Annotated in this window: 18 protein-coding genes; 9 read left to right on the top strand and 9 right to left on the bottom strand. The window is 64.5% G+C overall.

The window, feature by feature from the left end:
• Nucleotides 1-54: 54 nt before the first annotated feature.
• The gene (locus WGH93_RS11740) at nt 55-441 is read left to right on the top strand and encodes a hypothetical protein (protein WP_374765083.1); all 387 of its coding nucleotides are present in this window, start codon (nt 55-57) and stop codon (nt 439-441) included.
• A gap of 2 nt (nt 442-443) precedes the next feature.
• Here the strand turns inward: WGH93_RS11740 and WGH93_RS11735 are convergent, their stop codons facing one another.
• The 3 genes from WGH93_RS11735 to WGH93_RS11725 are packed head-to-tail and all read right to left on the bottom strand — an operon-like array spanning nt 444 to nt 3,558.
• Complete coding sequence (locus WGH93_RS11735) at nt 444-1,766, bottom strand: HlyC/CorC family transporter (protein ID WP_374765082.1); 1,323 nt, start codon at nt 1,764-1,766, stop codon at nt 444-446.
• Nucleotides 1,763-2,908: a 3-dehydroquinate synthase gene (aroB, locus tag WGH93_RS11730; protein WP_374765081.1), complete on the bottom strand. Its 1,146-nt coding sequence runs from the start codon at nt 2,906-2,908 to the stop codon at nt 1,763-1,765. Before aroB ends, WGH93_RS11735 begins: the two co-directional genes overlap by 4 nt.
• Nucleotides 2,905-3,558 carry a shikimate kinase gene (locus tag WGH93_RS11725; RefSeq protein WP_374765080.1) on the bottom strand — a complete coding sequence of 218 codons (654 nt, stop codon included), beginning with the start codon at nt 3,556-3,558 and terminating at the stop codon, nt 2,905-2,907. The genes aroB and WGH93_RS11725 overlap by 4 nt, the downstream gene beginning before the upstream one ends.
• A gap of 205 nt (nt 3,559-3,763) precedes the next feature.
• On the opposite strand from WGH93_RS11725, the gene WGH93_RS11720 reads away from it, so the two are divergent.
• The 7 genes from WGH93_RS11720 to WGH93_RS11690 all read left to right on the top strand — a co-directional run bounded on the left by WGH93_RS11720 (nt 3,764) and on the right by WGH93_RS11690 (nt 13,773).
• Complete coding sequence (locus WGH93_RS11720) at nt 3,764-3,904, top strand: hypothetical protein (protein ID WP_374765079.1); 141 nt, start codon at nt 3,764-3,766, stop codon at nt 3,902-3,904.
• Nucleotides 3,885-6,098: a hypothetical protein gene (locus WGH93_RS11715; protein ID WP_374765078.1), complete on the top strand. Its 2,214-nt coding sequence runs from the start codon at nt 3,885-3,887 to the stop codon at nt 6,096-6,098. Before WGH93_RS11720 ends, WGH93_RS11715 begins: the two co-directional genes overlap by 20 nt.
• A gap of 10 nt (nt 6,099-6,108) precedes the next feature.
• Complete coding sequence (locus WGH93_RS11710) at nt 6,109-7,026, top strand: site-specific tyrosine recombinase XerD (RefSeq protein ID WP_374765077.1); 918 nt, start codon at nt 6,109-6,111, stop codon at nt 7,024-7,026.
• Nucleotides 7,026-9,221, top strand: a complete 2,196-nt coding sequence (locus tag WGH93_RS11705; protein ID WP_374765076.1) for a penicillin acylase family protein — start codon at nt 7,026-7,028, stop codon at nt 9,219-9,221. Before WGH93_RS11710 ends, WGH93_RS11705 begins: the two co-directional genes overlap by 1 nt.
• 233 nt (nt 9,222-9,454) lie before the next feature.
• A complete protein-coding gene (locus tag WGH93_RS11700; RefSeq protein WP_374765075.1) occupies nt 9,455-10,414 on the top strand; it encodes an acetyl-CoA carboxylase carboxyltransferase subunit alpha in 960 nt (319 codons plus the stop codon).
• 473 nt (nt 10,415-10,887) lie between these two features.
• Nucleotides 10,888-12,783 (top strand): ribonucleoside-diphosphate reductase subunit alpha, encoded by a 1,896-nt coding sequence (locus WGH93_RS11695; protein WP_374765074.1) that lies wholly within the window; start codon nt 10,888-10,890, stop codon nt 12,781-12,783.
• A gap of 30 nt (nt 12,784-12,813) precedes the next feature.
• On the top strand, nt 12,814-13,773 hold the full coding sequence (locus tag WGH93_RS11690; RefSeq protein ID WP_374765073.1) for a ribonucleotide-diphosphate reductase subunit beta: 960 nt from the start codon (nt 12,814-12,816) through the stop codon (nt 13,771-13,773).
• Nucleotides 13,774-13,803: 30 nt separating this feature from the next.
• On the opposite strand, the gene WGH93_RS11685 is transcribed toward WGH93_RS11690, so the two are convergent.
• The 4 genes from WGH93_RS11685 to secA all read right to left on the bottom strand — a co-directional run bounded on the left by WGH93_RS11685 (nt 13,804) and on the right by secA (nt 18,586).
• On the bottom strand, nt 13,804-14,031 hold the full coding sequence (locus tag WGH93_RS11685) for a hypothetical protein (protein ID WP_374765072.1): 228 nt from the start codon (nt 14,029-14,031) through the stop codon (nt 13,804-13,806).
• 143 nt (nt 14,032-14,174) lie between these two features.
• Nucleotides 14,175-15,014: a hypothetical protein gene (locus WGH93_RS11680; protein ID WP_374765071.1), complete on the bottom strand. Its 840-nt coding sequence runs from the start codon at nt 15,012-15,014 to the stop codon at nt 14,175-14,177.
• Between the two features lie 137 nt (nt 15,015-15,151).
• The gene (locus WGH93_RS11675) at nt 15,152-15,757 is read right to left on the bottom strand and encodes a carboxymuconolactone decarboxylase family protein (RefSeq protein WP_374765070.1); all 606 of its coding nucleotides are present in this window, start codon (nt 15,755-15,757) and stop codon (nt 15,152-15,154) included.
• 24 nt (nt 15,758-15,781) lie between these two features.
• On the bottom strand, nt 15,782-18,586 hold the full coding sequence (gene secA / locus WGH93_RS11670) for a preprotein translocase subunit SecA (RefSeq protein WP_374765069.1): 2,805 nt from the start codon (nt 18,584-18,586) through the stop codon (nt 15,782-15,784).
• Nucleotides 18,587-19,029: 443 nt separating this feature from the next.
• Here secA and argJ point away from each other — a divergent pair, with 443 nt between their 5' ends.
• On the top strand, nt 19,030-20,274 hold the full coding sequence (argJ, locus tag WGH93_RS11665; protein WP_374765068.1) for a bifunctional glutamate N-acetyltransferase/amino-acid acetyltransferase ArgJ: 1,245 nt from the start codon (nt 19,030-19,032) through the stop codon (nt 20,272-20,274).
• Between the two features lie 28 nt (nt 20,275-20,302).
• On the opposite strand, the gene WGH93_RS11660 is transcribed toward argJ, so the two are convergent.
• A complete protein-coding gene (locus WGH93_RS11660) occupies nt 20,303-20,746 on the bottom strand; it encodes a (deoxy)nucleoside triphosphate pyrophosphohydrolase (protein ID WP_374765165.1) in 444 nt (147 codons plus the stop codon).
• Nucleotides 20,747-20,872: 126 nt separating this feature from the next.
• Nucleotides 20,873-21,109 (bottom strand): hypothetical protein, encoded by a 237-nt coding sequence (locus WGH93_RS11655; protein WP_374765067.1) that lies wholly within the window; start codon nt 21,107-21,109, stop codon nt 20,873-20,875.
• Nucleotides 21,110-21,264 lie beyond the last annotated feature (155 nt).

The raw sequence follows: 21,264 nt of genomic DNA, 5'->3' as shown, positions 1-21,264 counted from the left end.
AGGGTGGCATCATGCTACCCTCGGTTTTAGTCGTAGTTCGAAGGAAAGATTTATATGAAAGAGATTGTAAATTTCATGCTCGCGTTGCCCAATATCGACAAAATCGAGAAAGATAATATTAGGGATTTCATATTTGATATTTATGATAGCTACAGAAGCCTGAATAAGGTTTATTGTACGGATAGTCCCGACTTTCGGGTTTCGAAAAATCAGAATTCTGGGGTCGTTATTACGGTAATCCCTCAAGTGAGAAATAAGAATTTTCTCATGCGATCCTTTTGCCAACCGTCGTGTGTTAATAAAGTTGATTCTCAATTACAGGCAAGAGACCCAGCGAAAGATCAGCAGTTAAATTCAGAATTTAGAATTGCATACGCTGACCTAGGCAAATTTCAGCAAAGTCTAAAAACGATAATTGATAAAGGGCTGCAGCAGATTTAAAATTACTCCGCCGGTTTTTCCTTTTGCACCCGTACGCCGGTGATCTGGTTGCGTTTGCGGGCGGTGATGTGGAAGCGGTAGCCGTGGAAGCTGAAGCTCTGGCCCACGATCGGGATGGCTTCGGCCTCAAAGATCACCAGCCCGGCAATGGTGGTGGCGGCGTCGTCCGGCAGGTCCCAGTCCAGCATCCGGTTCAGGTCGCGGATGGGCACCGTGCCTTCCGCCTGCACCGTGCCGTCGGGCAGGATGCGGGCGCCTTCCACTTCATAATCGTGCTCGTCGGCGATCTCGCCCACGATTTCTTCCAGTATGTCTTCCAGCGTCACCAGCCCCTGAATGTCGCCATATTCGTTCACCACCAGCGCGAAATGGCTGTGGCGTTCCAGAAAGGCGTCAAGCTGCTCCCGCAGGCTGGTGGTTTCCGGCACGAACCAGGGGTCTTTCATCACGGTGCGGGGGTCGAACCTGTCCATCTGCCAGCCGCTGCGCCTGAGCGCGCGCAGCACGTCCTTGGCATGGAGGATACCGACGATATTCTCGTTCTCCCCGTCATAGAGCGGCAGCCGGGTGTGCGGGCTGCGCACCACCGCCGCCACGATATCGGCGGGGCGGGCGGACAGGTTCAGCGCCTGCATGGATTTGCGGTGCACCATCACGTCTTCCACCGTCACCTCGTCCAGCTCCAGAATGGAGCCGAGCATGTGCCGGTCTTCCCGCACAATGCCGCCCTCGGCGCTTTGCAGGTCGATGGTGGAGCGGATTTCCTCCTGCGGGGTCAACACGCTTTCCAGCCGGGAGATATCCGTGCCCGCCAGCCGCAGAGTGAAGCGCACCACCTGCCGGACAATGGCGACCACCGGGGAAAACAGCCACACCATGGCGGCGATGAAGGCGGAAACGGTCAGCGCCATGCGATCCGGGTTGGCGATGGCATAGGATTTGGGCAGCACCTCGGCGAAGATCAGCACCAGCGCGGTCATCAGCAGCGTGGCATAGACCACACCCTCGTCGCCCACCAGCGTGATCAGCAGGCTGGTGGCGAGCGCCGAGGCCAGAATGTTCACCAGATTATTGCCCAGCAATATGGCGCCCAGCAGGCGTTCCTTGTCCTCGATCAGGCGGGACACGCGCTTTGCGCTTTTCCGCCCGGTCTTGGCCAATTGGTGAATGCGCGCCTTGGATGCCGCCGTAAGCGCCGTTTCCGAGCCGGAGAAAATGCCCGACAGAACCAGCAGCACCAGAATGGCAAGCCCGGTGAGCCACAGGTCCACCATGTCGGGGGGCGCCAGCGCGGCGGGCAGGGCGGGGGGCGTGTCGTCGGTCATGAGGCAACCCCCGCCCCGTCGCCCGCCAGCGCCGCCGCCCAGACGGCGCGCACGTCTTCCGGGTCCACGTCGCGGTGGATGGCCGCCCCGCCAATGGGGCCCAGAATCAGCACCAGTTTGCCGCCGGAAACCTTCTTGTCCTGCGCCATGTGGGCCATCAGCCGGTCCACCGTCAGCGGGCGGTTCAGGGTCGCCGGGCTGGTGGGCAGGCCGGTGGCGGCCAGATGGGCGGCCACACGGTTCCGCTCCGCCGGTGTGGCCAGCCCCAGCCGCACCGACAGGTCCAGCGCCAGCACCATGCCGATGGCCACCGCCTCGCCGTGCAGCAGGCTGCCGTCATAACCGGCCTCGGCCTCCAGCGCATGGCCGAAGGTGTGGCCCAGATTGAGCAAGGCCCGCTTGCCGCCTTCGCGCTCGTCCTCGGCCACGGTGCGGGCCTTGGCCCGGCAACTGGTGGCGATGGCGTGGCGGGCGGCGGGCCTGTCCCCGGCCAGCAGGGCGGGGCCATGATCCTCAAGCCACCGGAAAAATTCGGGGTCGTCGATCAGGCCGTATTTCACCACCTCCGCATAGCCTGCGCGGCGTTCCCGATCCGGCAGGGTGTCCAGTGCGGCCAGATCGATCAGCACCCGGCGCGGCTGGTGAAAGGCGCCCAGCAGATTCTTGCCATGGCCGGTATTGATGCCGGTCTTGCCGCCCACGGAACTGTCCACCTGCGCCAGCAGGGTGGTGGGCACCTGGATGAAATCCATGCCCCGGCGCAGTATGGCGGCGGCAAAGCCCGCCAGATCGCCCACAACGCCGCCGCCCAGCGCGATCACCATGTCGCTGCGCTCCAGCCCGGTGGCGAGCAGGTCGCCGCACAGACGGTCCAGCATGGTGATGGACTTGGACCCCTCGCCCGGCGGCACCTTAAGGGTGTGCACCGTGATTCCCGCCGCTTCCAGCCCGGCCACCGCCCGCTGTTCATACAGCGCGGCCACGGTTTCGTCGGTGATGATGGCGGTGCGCTTGCGGGGCAGCAGGTCGCCGATTTCGGCGCCCAGATTGTCGATCAGGCCGGTGCCGATGCGGATGTCATAGGTGCGCGCGCCCAGCGCCACCGGCACGGTTTCCAGAACACAGGATGGAGTGTCGCTCATGCCTGCCCGGCCTCCGCCCCTGTGGGGTCTTCGCGGGAAGCCTGGTTTTCGCCGGATTGATGGCGCTCCTTCAGTGCGGCCAGAATATCCGTGACCACCTGTTCGTGGGGGCCGTCACCGGAAAACACGCGCAGCGTCGCCTCCCCGTAGAAGGGGGCCCGGCGCCGCGCCAGATCGGCCAGTATGGCTTCCCGGTCGCCGCCGCGCAGCAGCGGGCGGGTATCCCGGCGGCCCGTGCGCTCCGCAAGTACTGTCACGTCCGCATCCAGCCAGACGGACAGGGCCTTTTCCTTGATCAGGGCGCGGGTTTCATGGTCCACAAAGGCGCCGCCGCCCGTGGCCAGCACCTTGGGCGGACCATCCAGCAGCCGGGCGATCACCCGCCGCTCCCCGGCGCGGAACTCCCCCTCGCCGAAGGTGTCGAAGATATCCGATACGGACATGCCCGCCGCCTTTTCGATTTCATGGTCGCAATCCACGAACCGCATGTTGAGCGTTCGGGCCAGGCGGCGCCCCACGGTGGTCTTGCCGGCGCCCATCAGGCCCACCAGAACCAGGGTCCGCCCGTCGGTCAGTGACGGGTGGGTTGTTTGCGGCGCGGGATCTTCCGGCGCGGCATCGGTATTCTTGCCAGTACTCTTGCCAGTCATGGCGATGATCTTTACACGCCTTGTCCCCGACGGGCCAAGGGTTTTGTGGCGCCCGCCTTTGGTCATTTTATCGCCCCGTCATGGGGGGCGGGGCCTTGCCCTCGCGGCCAATCCCGCGCACACTGTGGCCGATTTGCCGGGCTTTGTCCGTGGTGCTTGCTTCGGGCCGCGGGGGTCCGGTGTCTGAACAAGGGAAATGTCTTTCATGTCCAAGCCGAAATTCGCGGCTCTCATAGGTGCGGTGATCCTGGTGCTGGGTGCCGCGTTGTTCCTGATGACGCGGGAAATTCCCGCCCCCAGTGCACGGGTTGAAAAGACGCTGAGCGATGATCGATTCCCGTCCTGATCGCCCCGGTGTGGCTGGTTGGCCCGCGCTTGTGTCCTTTCGGCGGCTGTTGCCGGCAGCCGTGAAGGCGCTGGCCCTGATGCTGTGCGTGGCGGTGGTGCCCGCCTTGCCGGTGGTGCCCGCCTTGATCGCGGCGCCCGCAGCGGCGCAGGACGACGCGGACGGCGACAAGGGCGATGGCAGCGATCAGGACCAGCCTGAAGAACAGACGGAAGAAGCGCCCGACCAGACTGTGCCCGACCAGACTGCGCCGATTGCGCGGGACCCGCTTTTGGGCGCGCAGGAAACCCTGCCATCCCCCCGTCGTCCGGCGATGGGCCAGCCGACGACCATTCTGCCCAGTCCCTATCTGCCAAAGGGCGCGCTGGCCCCGCGGCCTGACATGTTGGCCCCGGAAACGGCGGAAGACACGGAAGACGCCGGGGAGACGACTGAAGAGACCGGCGCCCGTGCCGCACAGGAGGGCGCCGAAGGCAGTGCCCCCGATCAGGATGCCGATACGCGGACGGAAACGCCGCAATCACAGCCCATGCGGGAAACGGATGCGGACGGCATCGTGGCCGGGCAACTGGCCGTGCTGGACCCGTCGGGCCTGGGCGTTCTGCCGCCTGAAGAGGGCGTGTCGCGCGGCCTGTTCGCCGGGTTGGAGCGCGCCGGGCAGCAGGCCATGCTGGCGCGGTTTCAGGCCACGGGCGCTTCGCGCGTTCTGGATGGGTTTGCCGAGCGGCTGGCCCTTTCGGAACTGGATGTGGTGCCTGCCCGCGCGCCGGGATCGGTGAGCGATTTTTTTGCCGCGCGGCTGGCCTTGCTGCGCGCCCGCGGTGACCTTGAAGGCTTCGTCGCGCTGGTGGATGCCTTGCCGCGCAACCGGGAATGGCCCGCTTTGGCCCGTCAGCAGGTGGATGCCCACCTGGCGGCGGGGCGCTTGCAGGATGCCTGCCTGATCGGGGACCGGCAGCGCAGTGACGATCGAAACCCTTTCTGGGTGCGGCTGGCGGCCTTTTGCCGCGCCGCCAGTGGCGACCGGCAGGCGCTGGATTTCCAGTTGGGCATTCTTGAGGAGATATATCCGCTCAGCGCCGCCTTTTATCGGCTGACCGACCGCATCGTGGCGGAGGCCGAAGGCGACCAGCCGCCCCGCGATGCCGCCCTGACCACGCCGCTTCGCGGTGAGGTTCTGGAAGCCGCCATGGCGCGGCTGGCACAGGTGCAGGTGACGGAGCTGGCGGACGAAGGCGGCGATCCGCTGGCGGCCAATATGCTGCTCAGCAATGCGCGCGTTCAGCCCGGTGTGAAGATCGCGCTGATCGACCGTTTCGCCCGGCGCGGGGCGTTGGCGCTCGGCCCGGCACGGGCTTTCGTGCGCGCCTATGAGGCCAGCAACGCCCAGGTGGAGGACGCCTTCAACAACTGGATCACCGGCGATGGCCTGGGCATCGATCTGGCGCTGGCCAGCCGGCTGGCCCACGGCGCCCGGCTGGAGGCGCGGCTGGAAACCCTGCGCCCTCTGCTGGAGCGGCTGGCCCGTCATCATGGCGCCGCCCATCTGGCGGCCATCGTGTCGGTGGCGGCCCGTGATCTGCCTCAGGCCGAGGTGTCGCCCGCCGACAAGGCGCGACTGGTGCGGCTGCACCTGCTGGCCGGGGAACATGACAGGGCCGCCCGCTGGCTGGCCAGCCTGCGCCAGAGCCGGGCGGGCGACGACCCGTCGGTGGATGCGGTCCTGATCGATCTGTGGCCGGTTCTGCTGCTGTCCGGTATGGATACCGCGCCGGTTTCGGACACGGTCCTGTGGCAGGACTGGTTCGATGCCATGACCGAGCCGGAGGACAAGGCCGAGCGGGACGGGCAAGCGGCCCGCGTGGCCCTGGTTTTCAGCCTGTTGGACGGTATCGGGCACCCGGTGCCGGATACGGCCTGGGCGCGCCTGTCGGACGGGGCGGCCTATCTGCCCGGTGGGGCGGCCAATCCGCAGCACTGGCGGCAGGCGCTGATTCATCTTTCCGCCGGGCGCGTGGGGGCCGGGCTTGGGGCGGCCATGCCGCTTCTGGCCACCCGCCCCGCACAGGGTGGTGAGGCCGGCATGGTGCCGCCCGCCGTGGCGGGGTCGCTTGCCGGGGCGCTGACGGCGGCGGGCCGGGGCGACCTGGCCCGGCAACTGGCGGTGGAGATGCTGTTGGGCGCGGGGTACTGAGGGGGCGCCCATGGGGCACGATCACCTGCTGGATGCCTTTCTGGAAATGATGGCGGCGGAGCGGGGCGCGGCGCCGCGCAGCCTTAGCGCCTATGCCCGCGACATCACCGCCCTGATGGACCATCTGGCCGCCGGGGGCGGCGACCCGCTGACGGCGGACAGGGAAGCCCTGCGCGCTTATCTGGCGGACCTGCACGGGCAGGGGCTGCGCCCCGCCACGGTGGCGCGCAAGCTGTCCGCCGCGCGCCAGTTTTTCCTGTTCCTGTTTTCCGAAGGCTGGCGCAGTGACAATCCAGCCGCCCGGCTGGACGGGCCGCGCCAACCCCGCAGCCTGCCCGACGGCCTGAGCGAGCAGGACGTGGACCGGCTGCTGGACACCGCCAAGGCCGAGGCCGAAACCGACGGGTCCGTGGCCGCGCTCAGGCTTCATGCCCTGATGGAACTGCTGTATGCCACCGGCCTGCGTGTGAGCGAGGCGGTGGGCCTGCCGCGCAAGGCGTGGCACCCGGACAAGCCGATTCTGTTTGTTACCGGCAAGGGCGGCAAGGATCGGCAGGTGCCGGTGGCGGACCCGGCGCGCCGGGCCGTCAAGGCGTATCTGGATGTCAGCGACCGGGCGAGCCCCTTTCTGTTCCCGTCGCGCGGGGCCAGCGGGCATCTGACCCGGCGCCGGGTGGGGCAGTTGGTCACGGAACTGGCGGTGCGCGCCGGGGTGGACCCGGAAGGGGTCAGCCCGCACAGCCTGCGCCATGCCTTTGCCACGCATCTGCTGGCCGGCGGGGCGGACCTGCGCAGCCTGCAAAGCCTGTTGGGCCATGCCGCCATTTCCACCACCCAGATCTATACCCATGTGCTGGATGCCCGGCTGCGGGAACTGGTTCAGCAGCATCATCCGCTGGCCGGTTCCGATACGACGGAGGGCGACTGATGCGCTGGGTATGGCGGCTTCTGATCGGTGCGCTGCTGGTGTCGGGGCTGGTGCTGTTCTGGGCCTGGGTGACACTGCCCACGGGGGCGGACCCCGCGCGCTATGCGACCCTTGCGGATCGCTATGACGGTGAGATCATCCGCGATGATTTCGGCGTGCCGCATATCTATGGCCCGCGAGACGAGGATGTGGTGTTCGGGCTGGCACTGGCCCATGCACAGGATGACGTGGAAACCATTGAGGACGTGATCCTGGCCTCGCGCGGGCGGCTGGCGGCGAAAAAGGGCCTTGAGGCGGCGAAAACCGATTATCTGGTGGGCTGGATGGATGTGCAGGGCGCCGTCAGCCGGGGTTATGACAGCGCGCTCAGCCCGCGCGGGCGGGCGCTGGCCCGCGCTTATGCGGATGGCATCAATTATTTCGCCAGCCAGCAGCCGGGCCGCATCAGCCGCCAGTTGCTGCCGGTCACGGGGCGGGATGTGGTGGCCGGGTTCACCTTCAAGGCGCCCTTTTTCTGGGGCTTTGACAAGGTGGTGGCTGCGGTGGCCGAGGGGCGCGCCAAGGCGGCGGAACAGCCGCCCCGTGCCGGGCCGGGGCTGGACGGCGCGCCCACGCGGGCGGCCCGGTCCTTTCTGGCGCCCGCGGCCCGCCATGCGCCTTTCGGCTCTCAGGGCATCGCGGTGGCGCCGGTGAAATCATCGGATGGCCATGTGCGCCTGCTGATCAATTCCCATCAGCCGCTGACCGGCCCGGTGGCCTGGTACGAGGCCCGCCTGAAATCGGACGAGGGCATCGACATGGTGGGCGGCACCTTTCCGGGGGCGCCGCTGATTCTGCATGGCCATGGCCCCACGCTGGGCTGGGCCAATACGGTGAACCGGCCCGACCTGGTGGATATCTACAAGCTGACCATGAACCCGGACAATGACCGGGAATATCTGCATGACGGGCACTGGGTGCCGCTGGACGTGCGCTCCGTGCCCATCACCGTGAAGCTTTGGGGGCCGCTGCGCTGGACCGTGCAGCGCAAGGTGGAAGAAAGCGTGCACGGCCCGGTCTTTCGCACCGAGACAGGCGTTTATGCGGTGCGCTGGGTAGGCAGGAACGAGGTGCGCCACCTGGATTTTCTGTTGCGGCTCAACACGGCGCGCAGCTTTTTCGATTTTCAGCAGGCTTTCCAGCTTCAGGCGTTTGCCAGCCTGAATTTCATCTATGCGGATCGCAACGGCCATATTGCCCATTTCTATAACGCCAAGCTGCCCGACCGGCCCGTGCGCCATGGCGGCCGGACGGTGGACTGGCGGGCTGTCTTGCCCGGCGACAGCCCGGACCTGGTGTGGGACAGCTACCACCCCTTCGATCTGGTGCCCATGACCATCGACCCGCCAAGAGGATTCGTGTTCAACGCCAATAATGATCCCTTTCTGTCCACAGACGGCCCGTTCCAGCCGGACCCGGCGGATTATACCCCCGATCTGGGCATTGAGCGTGGCATCACCAATCGGGCCCGGCGCATCCTTACCCGCATGACCGGGGAGCCGCAGATTTCGGCGGATGAATTCCGGGCGCTGAAATATGACAAGACCTATGCGCCGGACAGCCGTGTCGCCCGGCTGGTGGCGCGGGTCGCGGATCGGCCCCTGCCGGAGCATCTGGCCGATGACCCGGATCGGCGCCAGGCGCAACATCTGTTGCAGGCATGGGATCGCCGGGTCACGCAGGACAGCCGCGCCGCCGCGCTTGCGGTGTTGACGGTGAATGCCTTTGTTCATGGCGACGGGGCGGTGACGGACGACGCGCTCCATGCCGCCTTTGACGGCGCGGTGAGCGCCCTGCTGGCCCATCATGGCCGGGTGGACCCGGCATGGGGCGAGATTGTCCGCATCAGGCGCGGTGATCAGAGCTGGTCCACCGGCGGCGGGCCGGATGTGCCGCGCGCGCTTTATGCCGATGGTCTGGATGCGGACGGCCAGTACACCGCGCAGGCGGGCGACAGCTATATCCTGTTCGTGGACTGGGATGAGACCGGGCAGGTGCTGTCCCGCGCGGTGCACAATTTCGGCGCCGCCACCAGCCGACCCGAATCGCCCCATTTCGATGATCAGGTGGGGCTGTTCGTGCAGGAGCGCACAAGGATGGTGAAATGGCGCCGCGCCGTTCTGGACCGTCATGCGGAAAGTCGGCAGGCTTTTTAGGAAAGCGTGCGGGCAAGGGCTGACACATAGTCTTGACGAACCGCTCTGGTCGATTCCACTTGCAGCGGCGCGATCGGGCTGACATCAAACGGTCATGTTTTGCCATGGCGATCATGGCGCTCTATACTTCGGTGCGCTGCAAGGGGGCCGGATGACCGGTGCACCCGCACGCGCCAAGCACGCACCATCCGGGGCGAGGCCACCGGGTGGAACGGGGGATAAACGGGAACGGCATGATAACCTTTCTGGACTTTGAAAAGCCCATCGCGGAACTGGAAGGCAAGATCCGTGATCTGAAGCGCCTTTCCGGCGATGGCGGCGATGTGGATATCACCGCGGAAGTGGGCCAGCTTGAGAAAAAGCTGACCCGGATGCTCAGGGAAACCTATGCCGACCTGACCCCGGCGCAGAAAATGCAGGTGGCCCGGCACCCGGAACGCCCCCATTTCCGCGACATTGCGGGGCATCTGTTTCAGGATTTCACCCCCCTTGCCGGGGACAGGGCCTTTGGCGAGGATGCGGCGGTCACGGGCGGATTTGCCCGTTTTCGCGGCCAGGCCTGTGTGGTGATCGGCCATGAAAAGGGCGCCGACACCCATGACCGCATCGCCCATAATTTCGGCATGGCCCGGCCAGAGGGCTATCGCAAGGCTGTGCGGCTGATGGGCCTGGCGGATCGGTTCAAGCTGCCGGTGATCACCCTGGTGGATACCCCCGGCGCCTATCCCGGCATCGGCGCGGAGGAACGCGGCCAGGCGGAAGCCATCGCCCGCGCCACGGACAAGACGCTGGACCTGTCGGTGCCCGTCGTGGCCACCATTGTGGGCGAAGGTGGCTCCGGCGGCGCGGTGGCGATCGCCTGCGGCAACAAGGTGATGATGATGGAGCACGCCATCTATTCGGTGATCTCGCCGGAGGGCTGCGCCTCCATCCTGTGGCGCACCGGGGAGCGTGCGGCGGATGCCGCGGAAGCGCTGAAGATCACGGCGGGCGACATCAAGAAGCTGGGCGTGATCGACCGGGTGGTGGACGAGCCGCTGGGCGGCGCCCACCGGGACCCGGAGCGGGCCATGAACGCGCTGGGCGACGCCATCGAGGAAAGCCTGAGCGACCTGGCCGGGCTGGACGATCGCGCGCTCAGGCAGGCGCGCCGGGAAAAATTCCTGGCCATCGGGGATCAGGGGCTGGGCTGAGCGGGCCATGACATGGTCGGGCGGTGGCGCCCCGGCGGTTCCATCCCCGATTCCGGCGCTCAAAGCGGCGCTGAGTTCCATCATATCGCTGGCGAAACGGTCCCGTTGCTGTGCGGTGCTTGTGGATAAGATGCGCCTTATCCACAGGCTTTCCCGGCGATGTCCACAAGATATGTGGCGCTTACCCTTTTTCCACACAATATCTTGACGTGTCGAGGCGTGGCCCATAGGCTTTTGGTCTCGATGCCGTGAACCGGGGGCGGGGGTAGAAGCCCGGTGGTGACCAGGGGCGGCATGTGGGGTCTCACAATATAGCATCTTGTTTTGTACTCTTTTTGTTTTCATGGTTCGGTCATGATAAAAAGGGCGGAACGCCGAGTCTGTCGGGCGTGAAGATGCGGGTGAGCCGGTAAGGATCGGGATTGGGGCGGCGCATTCGGGCCGCGGCCCGCGCAAGCGAGGAGCGAGACGGCATGTTCGAGGTGACTCATGTGGAACACGGCAAGGCGGTCAAGATCGATCGCAGCCGCGATTCGCACCTGACCGATTTTGGCAAGGCCACGCTGGAAGACCGCTATCTGATGCCGGGGGAAAGCTTTCAGGACCTGTTCGCACGGGTGGCCAGCGCTTATGGCGACAGCGCCGCCCACGCCCAGCGCCTGTATGACTATATGTCCCGCCTGTGGTTCATGCCCGCCACGCCGGTGCTGTCCAATGGCGGCACCAATCGCGGGCTGCCCATTTCCTGCTTTCTGAACGAGGCGCAGGACCGGCTGTCCAGCATTGTGGACCTGTGGACGGAAAATGTCTGGCTGGCATCCAAGGGCGGGGGCATTGGCAGTTACTGGGGCAATCTCAGGTCCATCGGGGAGCAGGTGGGCGGCGTTGGCAAGACCAGCGGCATCGTGCCCTTTGTGCGCGTGATGGACAGCCTGACCCTGGCCATCAGCCAGGGGTCGCTGCGGCGCGGCTCGGCGGCGGTCTATCTGCCGGTGCATCACCCAGAGATCGAGGAATTCGTGGAACTGCGCCGCCCCACCGGCGGCGACCCCAACCGCAAGACCCCCAATCTGCACCATGGCGTGCTGGTGTCCGACGCTTTCATGCGCGCGGTGGAAGCGGACGAGGACTGGGCGCTGATCAGCCCGAAGGACGGCCATGTGGTCAAGCAGATTTCCGCCCGCTCATTGTGGATTCGCATTCTTACGGCGCGGGTGGAGATGGGGGAGCCCTATATCATCTATTCGGACACGGTGAACCGCGCCATGCCGGAGCATCACAAGCTCGCTGGTCTGACCGTCAAGACATCCAATCTGTGCAGCGAAATCACCCTGCCCACGGGCATCGACCATCTGGGCAATGAGCGCACGGCGGTGTGCTGCCTGTCCTCGCTCAATCTGGAGCATTTCAAGACCTGGAAAGATGTACCGGATTTCATCCCCGACGTGATGCGCTTTCTGGACAATGTGTTGCAGGACTTTATCGACCGGGCGCCGGATGAAATGGCCAAGGCCCGCTATTCCGCCATGCGGGAACGATCCGTGGGGCTGGGTGTGATGGGCTTTCACAGCTTCCTTCAGGACCAGATGGTGCCCTTTGAAAGCGCGCTGGCCAAGGCGTGGAATCACAAGATGTTCAGCCATATCCAGAAGGGTGTGGACGCCGCTTCCGCGGCGCTGGCGAAGGAACGGGGCGCGTGCCCGGACGCGGCGGACTATGGCATGATGGAACGCTTTTCCAACAAGACCGCCATTGCCCCCACGGCGAGTATATCCACCATTTGCGGCGGCGCCAGCCCCGGCATCGAGCCGATCGCGGCCAACAGCTTCAATCACAAGACGTTGTCCGGGAACTATAATGTAAAGACCCGCGCGCTGGCCCGCCTGCTGGAGGAAAAGGGCCGCAACACGGAGGAGGTGTGGTCGTCCATCACCACCCATGAGGGGTCCGTGCAGCATCTGGATTTCCTGACCGACGACGAGAAGGACGTGTTCAAGACCGCCTTCGAACTGGATCAGCGCTGGGTGGTGGAACTGGCCGCCGACCGGGCGCCCTATATCAGCCAGGCGCAGAGCGTGAACGTGTTCGTGCCCGCGGACGTGCACAAGCGGGACCTGCATCAGATCCATTTCCAGGCCTGGAAAAAGGGCCTGAAGAGCCTGTATTATTGCCGGTCCAAATCGATCCAGCGGGCCGAGGTGGTCGCCACCGGGTCTTATGAGCGGGACGACGAGGAAGAGGGCGTCATGCCGGGAGACCGGCGGGACGGCCCGCCCAGCCCCGACGGTATCCAGTTGCCTTTGGCCGATACGGCGCCGCGCACCGGCGATGACGGCACCGATTATGACGAATGCCTGGCCTGCCAATAGGCGGGACCGCCAAGACAAGAGAGGGACCCGATGTCACTTCTGGAAGAACGCACGGCCTATAAGCCGTTTGAATATCCCTGGGCCTATGATGCCTGGCTGACCCAGCAGCGCATTCACTGGCTTCCAGAGGAAGTGCCGCTGGCCGAGGACGTGCGGGACTGGTCCAACAAACTGACGCCGGAAGAACGCGCCCTGCTCACCCAGATTTTCCGCTTTTTCACCCAGAGCGATATCGAGGTGAACAACTGTTACATGAAGCATTATGCCCAGGTGTTCAAACCCACCGAGGTGCAGATGATGCTGGCGGCCTTTTCCAATATGGAAACCATCCATATCGCCGCCTACAGCCATTTGCTGGATACCATCGGGATGCCGGAAGCCGAATATTCCGCCTTCATGGAATACAAGGAAATGACGGACAAGGTGGATTACATGCAGCAGTTCGGCGTGGGGGACAACAAGTCCATCGCGCTGACTCTGGCGGTGTTCGGTGCCTTTACCGAAGGGCTGCAACTGTTCGCCAGCTTTGCCATGCTGCTCAACTTCCCGCGCTTCAACAAGATGAAGGGCATGGGCCAGATCATAAGCTGGTCGGTGCGCGATGAAAGCCTGCACTGCAATTCGGTGATCAAGCTGTTCCGCACCTTTGTGTCCGAAAACCCGGAAATCTGGGATGCGGACCTGAAAGGGCGCCTTCGGGAGGCGTGCGAGACCATTGTGAGCCATGAGGACGCCTTTATCGATCTCGCCTTCGGCATGGGGCCCGTGGAAGGGCTGACGGCGGACGATGTGAAGCGCTATATCCGCTATATCGCCGACCGGCGTATGCAGCAACTGGGGCTGAACCCGGTCTATGGCGCCGATGAAAACCCGCTTGGCTGGATGGATGCCATGCTCAATGCGGTGGAACACACCAATTTCTTCGAGAACCGCGCCACGGAATATTCCAAGGCGGCCACGCGCGGTAGCTGGGAAGACGCCTTCGCCTAAGCCATCAGCGTACCCGCCCTTTCAAAGCCGTCAGGCGCGCCCCCTTTTTTGCGGATCGGGCGGGATCGTTCCGGGTATGAAATCCGGGGTGGGCACCCTGTGTCCCGTGTGCTCGTGGCGCATCCCGCTTTGCGGGTCGTCTGGTCGGGGGGCGTCGTCCACCATCAGGGATGGCATCAGCAATAGCGCCAGACCCGCCAGGTGCCGCCGGTTCAGCCGATGGATGCCGACATGGATCAGGCTTTGGCGCGGTGTCATGGCGTGTTCCTTTCGCGGATATCCGGTCAGGAATCAGGTTGAAATGCCTTTGGGGCCACTCCGTGGCCGGATTGGGGAAAAGCGGGGCATAAAAAAGGCACGAAAAAGGCCCCGCCAGCCCCGTTGGCAGTACGGGGCCGGACTCAATAGGCGCCATATGGATCATGTGTCTGGGCCAGCGCCTGATAGTGATGGCGCATCCGGGCATGGATCATGTGCACCAGTTGCTCCATGGCGTCCTCGCGGGCGGCATGGGTCAGCCCTTTTTGGCGATGGGGTGGCAGGTCCGGCCTGTCCCCCCGGTGCGCGAGCGTATTCAGGCGCTTGTTCGGCACATGATCGCCGTGGCCTGCACAGCCTGCCGGCAGATCCACACGGGCGGCTTCCTTCCAGCGCTCGCGGGCATGGCCGCTCACATGACGGGTGGAAAAGCCATGCCCCGGCGTGAAGAGCCGAACCGCGTAAGTGGCGTGGGCGCGGGCTTCCTTTTTCACGCGCAGAAAGGCGATGGGCGCCCCTTTCGGGCAGGTTCGGCTGGCATGGCGGCCCTTGACCTTTTTGTACTTATAGTCCCGGTCCACGACCCGAACCGCCACATTCGAATCCACAAGGCGGGCGCGCAGCACCAGATCCGCCCTGTCATGGTATCCGCCAAACCGCACATAAGCGGGCAGGCGTTGGCGCAGACCGTGGTGCAGGGCGGCGGCGAAGCGGCCAATGGGGCGGATAACGAAGGGATATGCCGCGCGAAAGGCGGGTGTTTCGGCGTGGTGGCCTGCCTTGTGGGCGGGACGGGCTGGCGTATCGCCGCGATAGCCATGGGCCGGGGCATGATCCGGCGGTGCCGCCCGGCTTGCGGGGGCCACAGACCACGCCGCCAGAAGCAGCAACAGCGCGATTCCCGGTCGGGCGCGAAGCCCGCCGGTGGCGATTACAGGAACGGGGGCCGGGTTGGCTGTGAAATGAAAACGGAAACGGGGCATGGCGGGCCTCTCCCTTGTGGTGCCGCGATGGCCGGTTCACAAAGGATGGACCGATCCGCCTGAGCCGGGCCTTAGGGGCGCGTTCAGGCGGCGTTTATCCGCCAGCGTCGGGGCCGGGCCCCAAAGAGGTCGCCCGGTTAGCCCTTTTTCTCGGCCTTCAGGGCCGTGCCGAAGGATTGATAATTGTCACTGCCCAGCGCCGTTTCGTTGGCTTTTTGCCGATCTTCCAGCGATTTTTGAAGATGGCCTTCCAGCCGCTCCCTGTACAGGGCTTCGTGGTCGGGCAGGCCGTGCGCGAAAATGACCCGGTTCATGAAGTTGAACAGATTGGTCACCAGAATCGCATCATGCAGCGCGGATTCGGACCAGCCCGCGTTCAGCACCGCGTCCACATCATCCTGGGTCATCTTGTAGGGCAGGCGGGTAAGCTTGCGCACATAGGACAGAAGCGGTTTCAATTCCTCGTCTATGGGGGCGCTGTCCAGGTCATCCACCAGCCGGTCGAACACCGTGTGGTCGATGCCGAAAGCAGCGGCATAGGCCCGGTGGCTGTTATAGCAGAAGGCGCAATCATTGAGCGCCGAAACATAGGCCGCGATCATTTCCCGCTGGCCGATGGTCAGGTCGCTTTCCCCCCGCAACACCGCGTCATGAAAGGCGAGCAGCGGCTCCAGCCCCTTGTCGAAGGTGCGGAACACATCGGCGAGATGCCCGTTGTCGGGAATGCTCGGAAAGAAAGTCATGGTGTATCTCCCAGCCGTGACAGGTCAGGCGACCCGGCCATGGCAATGCTTGAATTTCTTGCCTGATCCACAGGGGCAGGCTTCGTTCCGTCCCACATCGGCATAGGGGTTGCGCGCTGGTGTGCCGGGTGCGGTGCCCGGCCCGTCAAGCGCGCGCATGTCGCCGTGACAGTGCTTGTACTTCTCGCCCGATCCACAGGGGCAGGGTGCATTGCGCGGCACGTCGCCCCAGCTTGACGGATCGTTCGGGTCCGTCCCGCCAAGGGCGCCGGTGGTGGCGTGCGGGTCGGCGTGCAGTTCGTGGGTTTCCGCCGGGCCTTCGGGCAGGATGCCGGCCGGTTCACCCTGGGGGGCCACTTCCACCCTGGACAGGATTTCGGTGATCTGTTCCCGCGTGTGGGCCAGCATGTTCTCGAACAGGGAGAAGGCTTCCGTCTTGTATTCGTTCAGCGGGTCCCGCTGGGCATAGGCGCGCAGACCCACGCCCTGACGCAGATGGTCCAGATTGGACAGGTGCTCTTTCCATTCCTGATCGATCACCTGAAGCAGCAGGCTCTTTTCGATGCTGCGCCAGAATTCCGGCCCGTATTTGGCGGCCTTGGAGGCGGCGGCGCGGTTTGCCGCATCCTGCGCGCGGCTGATCACGGTCTGCTCGTCCGCGCCTTCTTCCGATGCCCAGTCGCTCACGGGCAGGTCCAGCCCCAGCACGCGCTCGAAATCCTCCTGCAGGGCGTCCAGTTCCCAGTTGTCGGGATAGGACTTGGGCGGGATGCGGCGTTCCACCAGCTCCGCCACGGTTTCATCGCGCATGGCGGCGACGGTTTCCGACACGTCTTTCGCGTCCATCACCTCGCGGCGCTGTTCATAGATCACGCGCCGCTGGTCGTTCATCACATCGTCGAACTTGACCAGATTCTTGCGGATATCATAGTTGCGCGCTTCCACCTTGCCCTGGGCTTTTTCGATCGCCTTGTTGATCCAGGGGTGGATGATCGCCTCGCCTTCCTCGATCCCCAGGCGGCGCAACATGCCGTCCATCCGTTCCGGGCCGAAAATCCGCATCAGGTCGTCTTCCAGCGACAGGAAGAACTTGGATCGCCCCGGATCGCCCTGACGCCCCGAACGGCCCCGCAACTGATTGTCGATGCGGCGGCTTTCATGGCGTTCCGTGCCGATCACATACAGCCCGCCCGCCTCGATGACGCGGGCCTGCTCCTCGGCATGTTCGCGGGTGAATTTTTCGCGGATTTCCGAAGCTTTGGCTTCATCCTCGATGCCGTCCAGCTCATGGGCCAGCCGCATATCCAGATTGCCGCCAAGCTGGATGTCCGTGCCCCGGCCCGCCATGTTGGTGGCAATCGTTACGGCGCCGAACCGCCCTGCCTGGGAGACGATATACGCCTCCTGCTCGTGATAGCGGGCATTCAGCACCTGGTGCTTGATCTTGTTCTTCTTCAGAAAGGCGGACAGAAGCTCCGACTTTTCGATGGAAACCGTGCCCACCAGCACCGGCTGGCCGCGCTCCTGCGCTTCAGCGATGTCGCTGACCAGGGCGTCGTACTTTTCCTTGGCCGTGCGATAGAACTCGTCATGCTCGTCCAGCCGCGCAATGGGCTTGTTGGTGGGAATCTGCACCACGCCCAGCCCGTAAATATCCCCAAACTCCTCCGCCTCGGTGGCGGCGGTGCCGGTCATCCCGGCCAGTTTGGGATACATGCGGAAATAATTCTGGAAGGTGATGGAGGCCAGCGTCTGGTTTTCCGGCTGGATGTCCACGCCTTCCTTGGCTTCCAGCGCCTGGTGCAGCCCGCCGGAAAAGCGGCGGCCTTCCATCATGCGGCCGGTGAATTCATCAATGATGATGACCTTGCCGTTCTTGATGATGTAATCGGTATCCCGCTCGAACATGGTGCGGGCCTTCAGCGCCTGATCCACATGATGCACCACGGCGGTGTTCTCGTAATCGTAGAGGCTTTCCCCCTTCAGCAGGTCATGGCGGCGCAGGATCTCTTCCACCTGCTCCTGACCTTCCTCGGTCAGGGCGACGGACTTGGCCTTTTCGTCCTTCTCATAGGCGCTTTCGTCCAGTTCCTGAACCACCTTGTCCACGCTCAGATACAGCTCCGACTTGTCTTCCGTCGGCCCGGAAATGATCAGCGGCGTGCGGGCCTCGTCGATCAGGATGCTGTCCACTTCGTCCACGATGGCATAGTGGAAGGCGCGCTGCACCATCTCGCCCGGATGGTATTTCATGTTGTCGCGCAGATAATCGAAGCCGAATTCGTTGTTGGTGCCATAGGTGATGTCGGCGGCATAGGCTTCGCGCCGGGTTTCATCATCCAGCCCCGGCACGATCACGCCCGTGGTCAGGCCGAGGAAGCGATAGACCTGCCCCATCCACTCGCAGTCCCGCTCGGCCAGATAGTCGTTGACCGTGACGATGTGCACACCCTTGCCGGGCAGGGCATTGAGATAGGCCGCCAGTGTGGCCACCAGCGTCTTGCCCTCGCCGGTTTTCATTTCGGCAATGGAATTATCGTGCAGCACCATGCCGCCGATCAATTGCACATCGAAATGGCGCAGCCCCAGCGTTCGCCATGCGGCTTCCCGCACCACGGCGAAGGCTTCCACCATAAGGTCATCCAGCTTGGCCCCGTCTTCCAGCCGTTGGCGGAATTCCGCCGTCTTGGCGGCGAGCGCCTCATCCGACAGGGCGCGAATGGCGTCTTCCTGGGCGTTGATCGCGTCCACTCTGGGGGCGAGCCTGGCCAGAACACGGTCATTGGCCGAGCCGAACAGTTTGCGCGAAAGTGTTTTCAGTCCGAACATGGGCGGCGTGCGCTCCCTTGAGGCCGGCAGTGGCGGGCCCTTGGCGTTTCAGCAGATGGCCGCCGCCCGTTTGGGCCGGTTCTTGGCAGTTTGGCCCGGGCTTGGCGCGGCGTGGAATCCTTGGCTTATGGACGCTCGCACAGATAAGGACGGGCGGGAAGACTGTCAAGCTGGGCCGCGGCGCCTTGTGCCATTTGTCCCGGCACAGCGCCCGATTCCGGCGGGCCGGCGGGCGGTTGATTCGCCCCCATGGCCGGGCTGCGCCGCATTGGATTGGTTAATTTTCGCGTTCAAATAGGACTTGGGCGATTCCCGGCTGTGCCATGGCCGTGGTTCGGGGCCTGAATGTTGCAATTATGTCATGGCCGTGATTGATCTGTCTGTCATGTGGTAAAAAATGTTCTGTTCGCGCCCTGGCAGGGGCCGGACATTGGAGGACCAAGATGGCAGACTTGAAGCGCTCTCCGCTGGCACCGGCCCAGTTTCCGACCTTGTTGCCGGTGCCGGGGATCGAACTGGGCGCGATCGCGGCGGGGCTGCGCTACAAGGGGCGGCTGGACCTGATGCTGGCCCGGTTCGCCGAGGGCAGCCGCGTGGCCGGGGTCTTTACCCGCTCCTCCATGCCCGCCGCGCCGGTGGACTGGTCCCGCCGCGCGCTGAAGAACCGGGCCGGCCTGATGCGCGGGCTGGTGGTGAATGCGGGAAACGCCAACGCCTTTACCGGTATTCGCGGCCAGAAGGCGGCCCGGCGCACGGCGGAATATGCCGCCTCTGTGCTGGGCTGCGCCGATGACGAGGTGCTGCTGGCCTCCACCGGCGTGATCGGGGAAGGGCTGACCACCGGCCCGATCAAGAAGGGCCTGGGGCGGATGATGGCCGGGCTCAGCACCAAACTTTACAAGGATGCCGCCAACGCCATTCGCACCACGGACACCTTCGCCAAGGGGGCCGTGCGCGTCACGGATATTGGCGGCCGCCCGGTGACCATCAACGGCATCGCCAAGGGGTCGGGCATGATCGCCCCGGACATGGCGACCATGCTGGCCTTTCTGTTTACCAATGCCAATCTGACGCGGGACTGTCTGCAAACGCTGCTGGTGCGCGCGCTGGACCCCAGCTTTCACAGCATCACCGTGGACGGGGACACATCCACCAATGATACGGTGCTGGCCATCACCAGCGGGCAGGACGGCAGCGACACGCCGATCAGCGACCCGGACGATCCGGCGCTGGCCAATTTCCGCACCGCTTTCGAGGCGGTGATGGTGGACCTGGCCCGGCAGGTGGTGCGGGACGGCGAAGGCGCCCAGAAGTTCATTACCATTCAAGTCAATGGCGCGGAAAGCGATGCCGCGGCGCGCCGGGTGGGCCTTGCCGTGGGCAACAGCCCGCTGGTGAAAACCGCCGTGGCCGGGGAAGACCCGAACTGGGGCCGCCTGGTGATGGCGGTGGGCAAATCCGGCGAAAGGGCGGATCGGGACAGCCTGGAAATCCGCATCGGGGACCATCTGGTGGCGCACAAGGGGTCCATGTATCTGCGCTATGACGAGGCGGCGGCGGCGGCCCATATGCGGGAACGCCATGTGCGCTTCACGCTGGATCTGGGCATGGGCGATGGCCGCGCCACGGTCTGGACCACGGACCTGACCCACGGCTATATCGACATCAATGCCGATTACCGAAGCTGACCGTCCAGATCAGCCGGTCCCTGAATGCCTAAAGCCAGTCCCTGAGCATGGCCACCAGCGGGCGGTCGGCCTCCGGCATGGGCAGGTTTTTCATGGCGTTGGGCCGCAGCCACTGGATCGTCTGGCCTTCCTGTGGCCGTACCGGGCCGGCCCAGTTGCGGCACAGATAAAGCGGCATGAACAGGTGAAAATCCGGGTAGCTGTGAGAGGCAAAGGTGAAAGGCGTCAGGCATCCGGCGCCGACGGTGATGGCCAGTTCTTCCCGGCACTCGCGGATCAGCGCGGCTTCATAAAGCTCACCCGGCTCCACCTTGCCGCCGGGAAATTCCCACAGCCCCGCCATGGCTTTGCCCTCAGGCCGCTGGGCCATCAGCACGCGGCCGTCCGGGTCCACAAGGGCGATGGCCGCCACATGGATGATGGGCAGGTCCGCGCTCAGATCGACCCGCGGCGGCGGGCAGGGTGATGGCATGTCAAGGGTCATGACCAGCCCTTTACGCCGCCCGTGAAAAGGATGCAAGCCCTGTTCGGGGTGGGGCACCCGTACCGGGTCGTACCCTGCCAGGCCAAGGCAAGGGGGGGCAGAATCTGCCCCCGGTCAGCCAAGTGCCAGTCCGCCGAGCCTGGGCAGTTCATCCGATTGGGCGGTGCTGGCGCCGTCCCGATGCAGCCGGTCATGAACCAGGCGCTTGGCCCGCGTCACTTCCTGCTTCATATAGTCCAGTTCCGCGCGCTTTTCCGCCGATTCGTCGCGGTAGCGGGCGCGGGCCTCGCTCAGAGCCTCGTCCAGCTCGTTGAGGAATTTCATCTGAAGTTCTAAGTTCACCTGTGCCATGGTCACCTCCGGCGCGTGGCATTGCTGTGATGCACCGGATTGACATTCAAGACCCGTGCCAGAATAGGGCCTGATGCGCTGTAAATTTAGAATCAAGCTTGGATGGCATATGAATTAAGAGGGTCGGGCGGTGAGGCGATGGTTGCCTTTATTTA

It is taken from the genome of Yunchengibacter salinarum, from assembly GCF_037658235.1.
In the GTDB taxonomy this organism is placed as follows: domain Bacteria; phylum Pseudomonadota; class Alphaproteobacteria; order Sphingomonadales; family Kordiimonadaceae; genus Yunchengibacter; species Yunchengibacter salinarum.
Note: the sequence above shows the minus strand (reverse complement) of the source record. Positions and strands in the feature narration are given on the sequence as shown.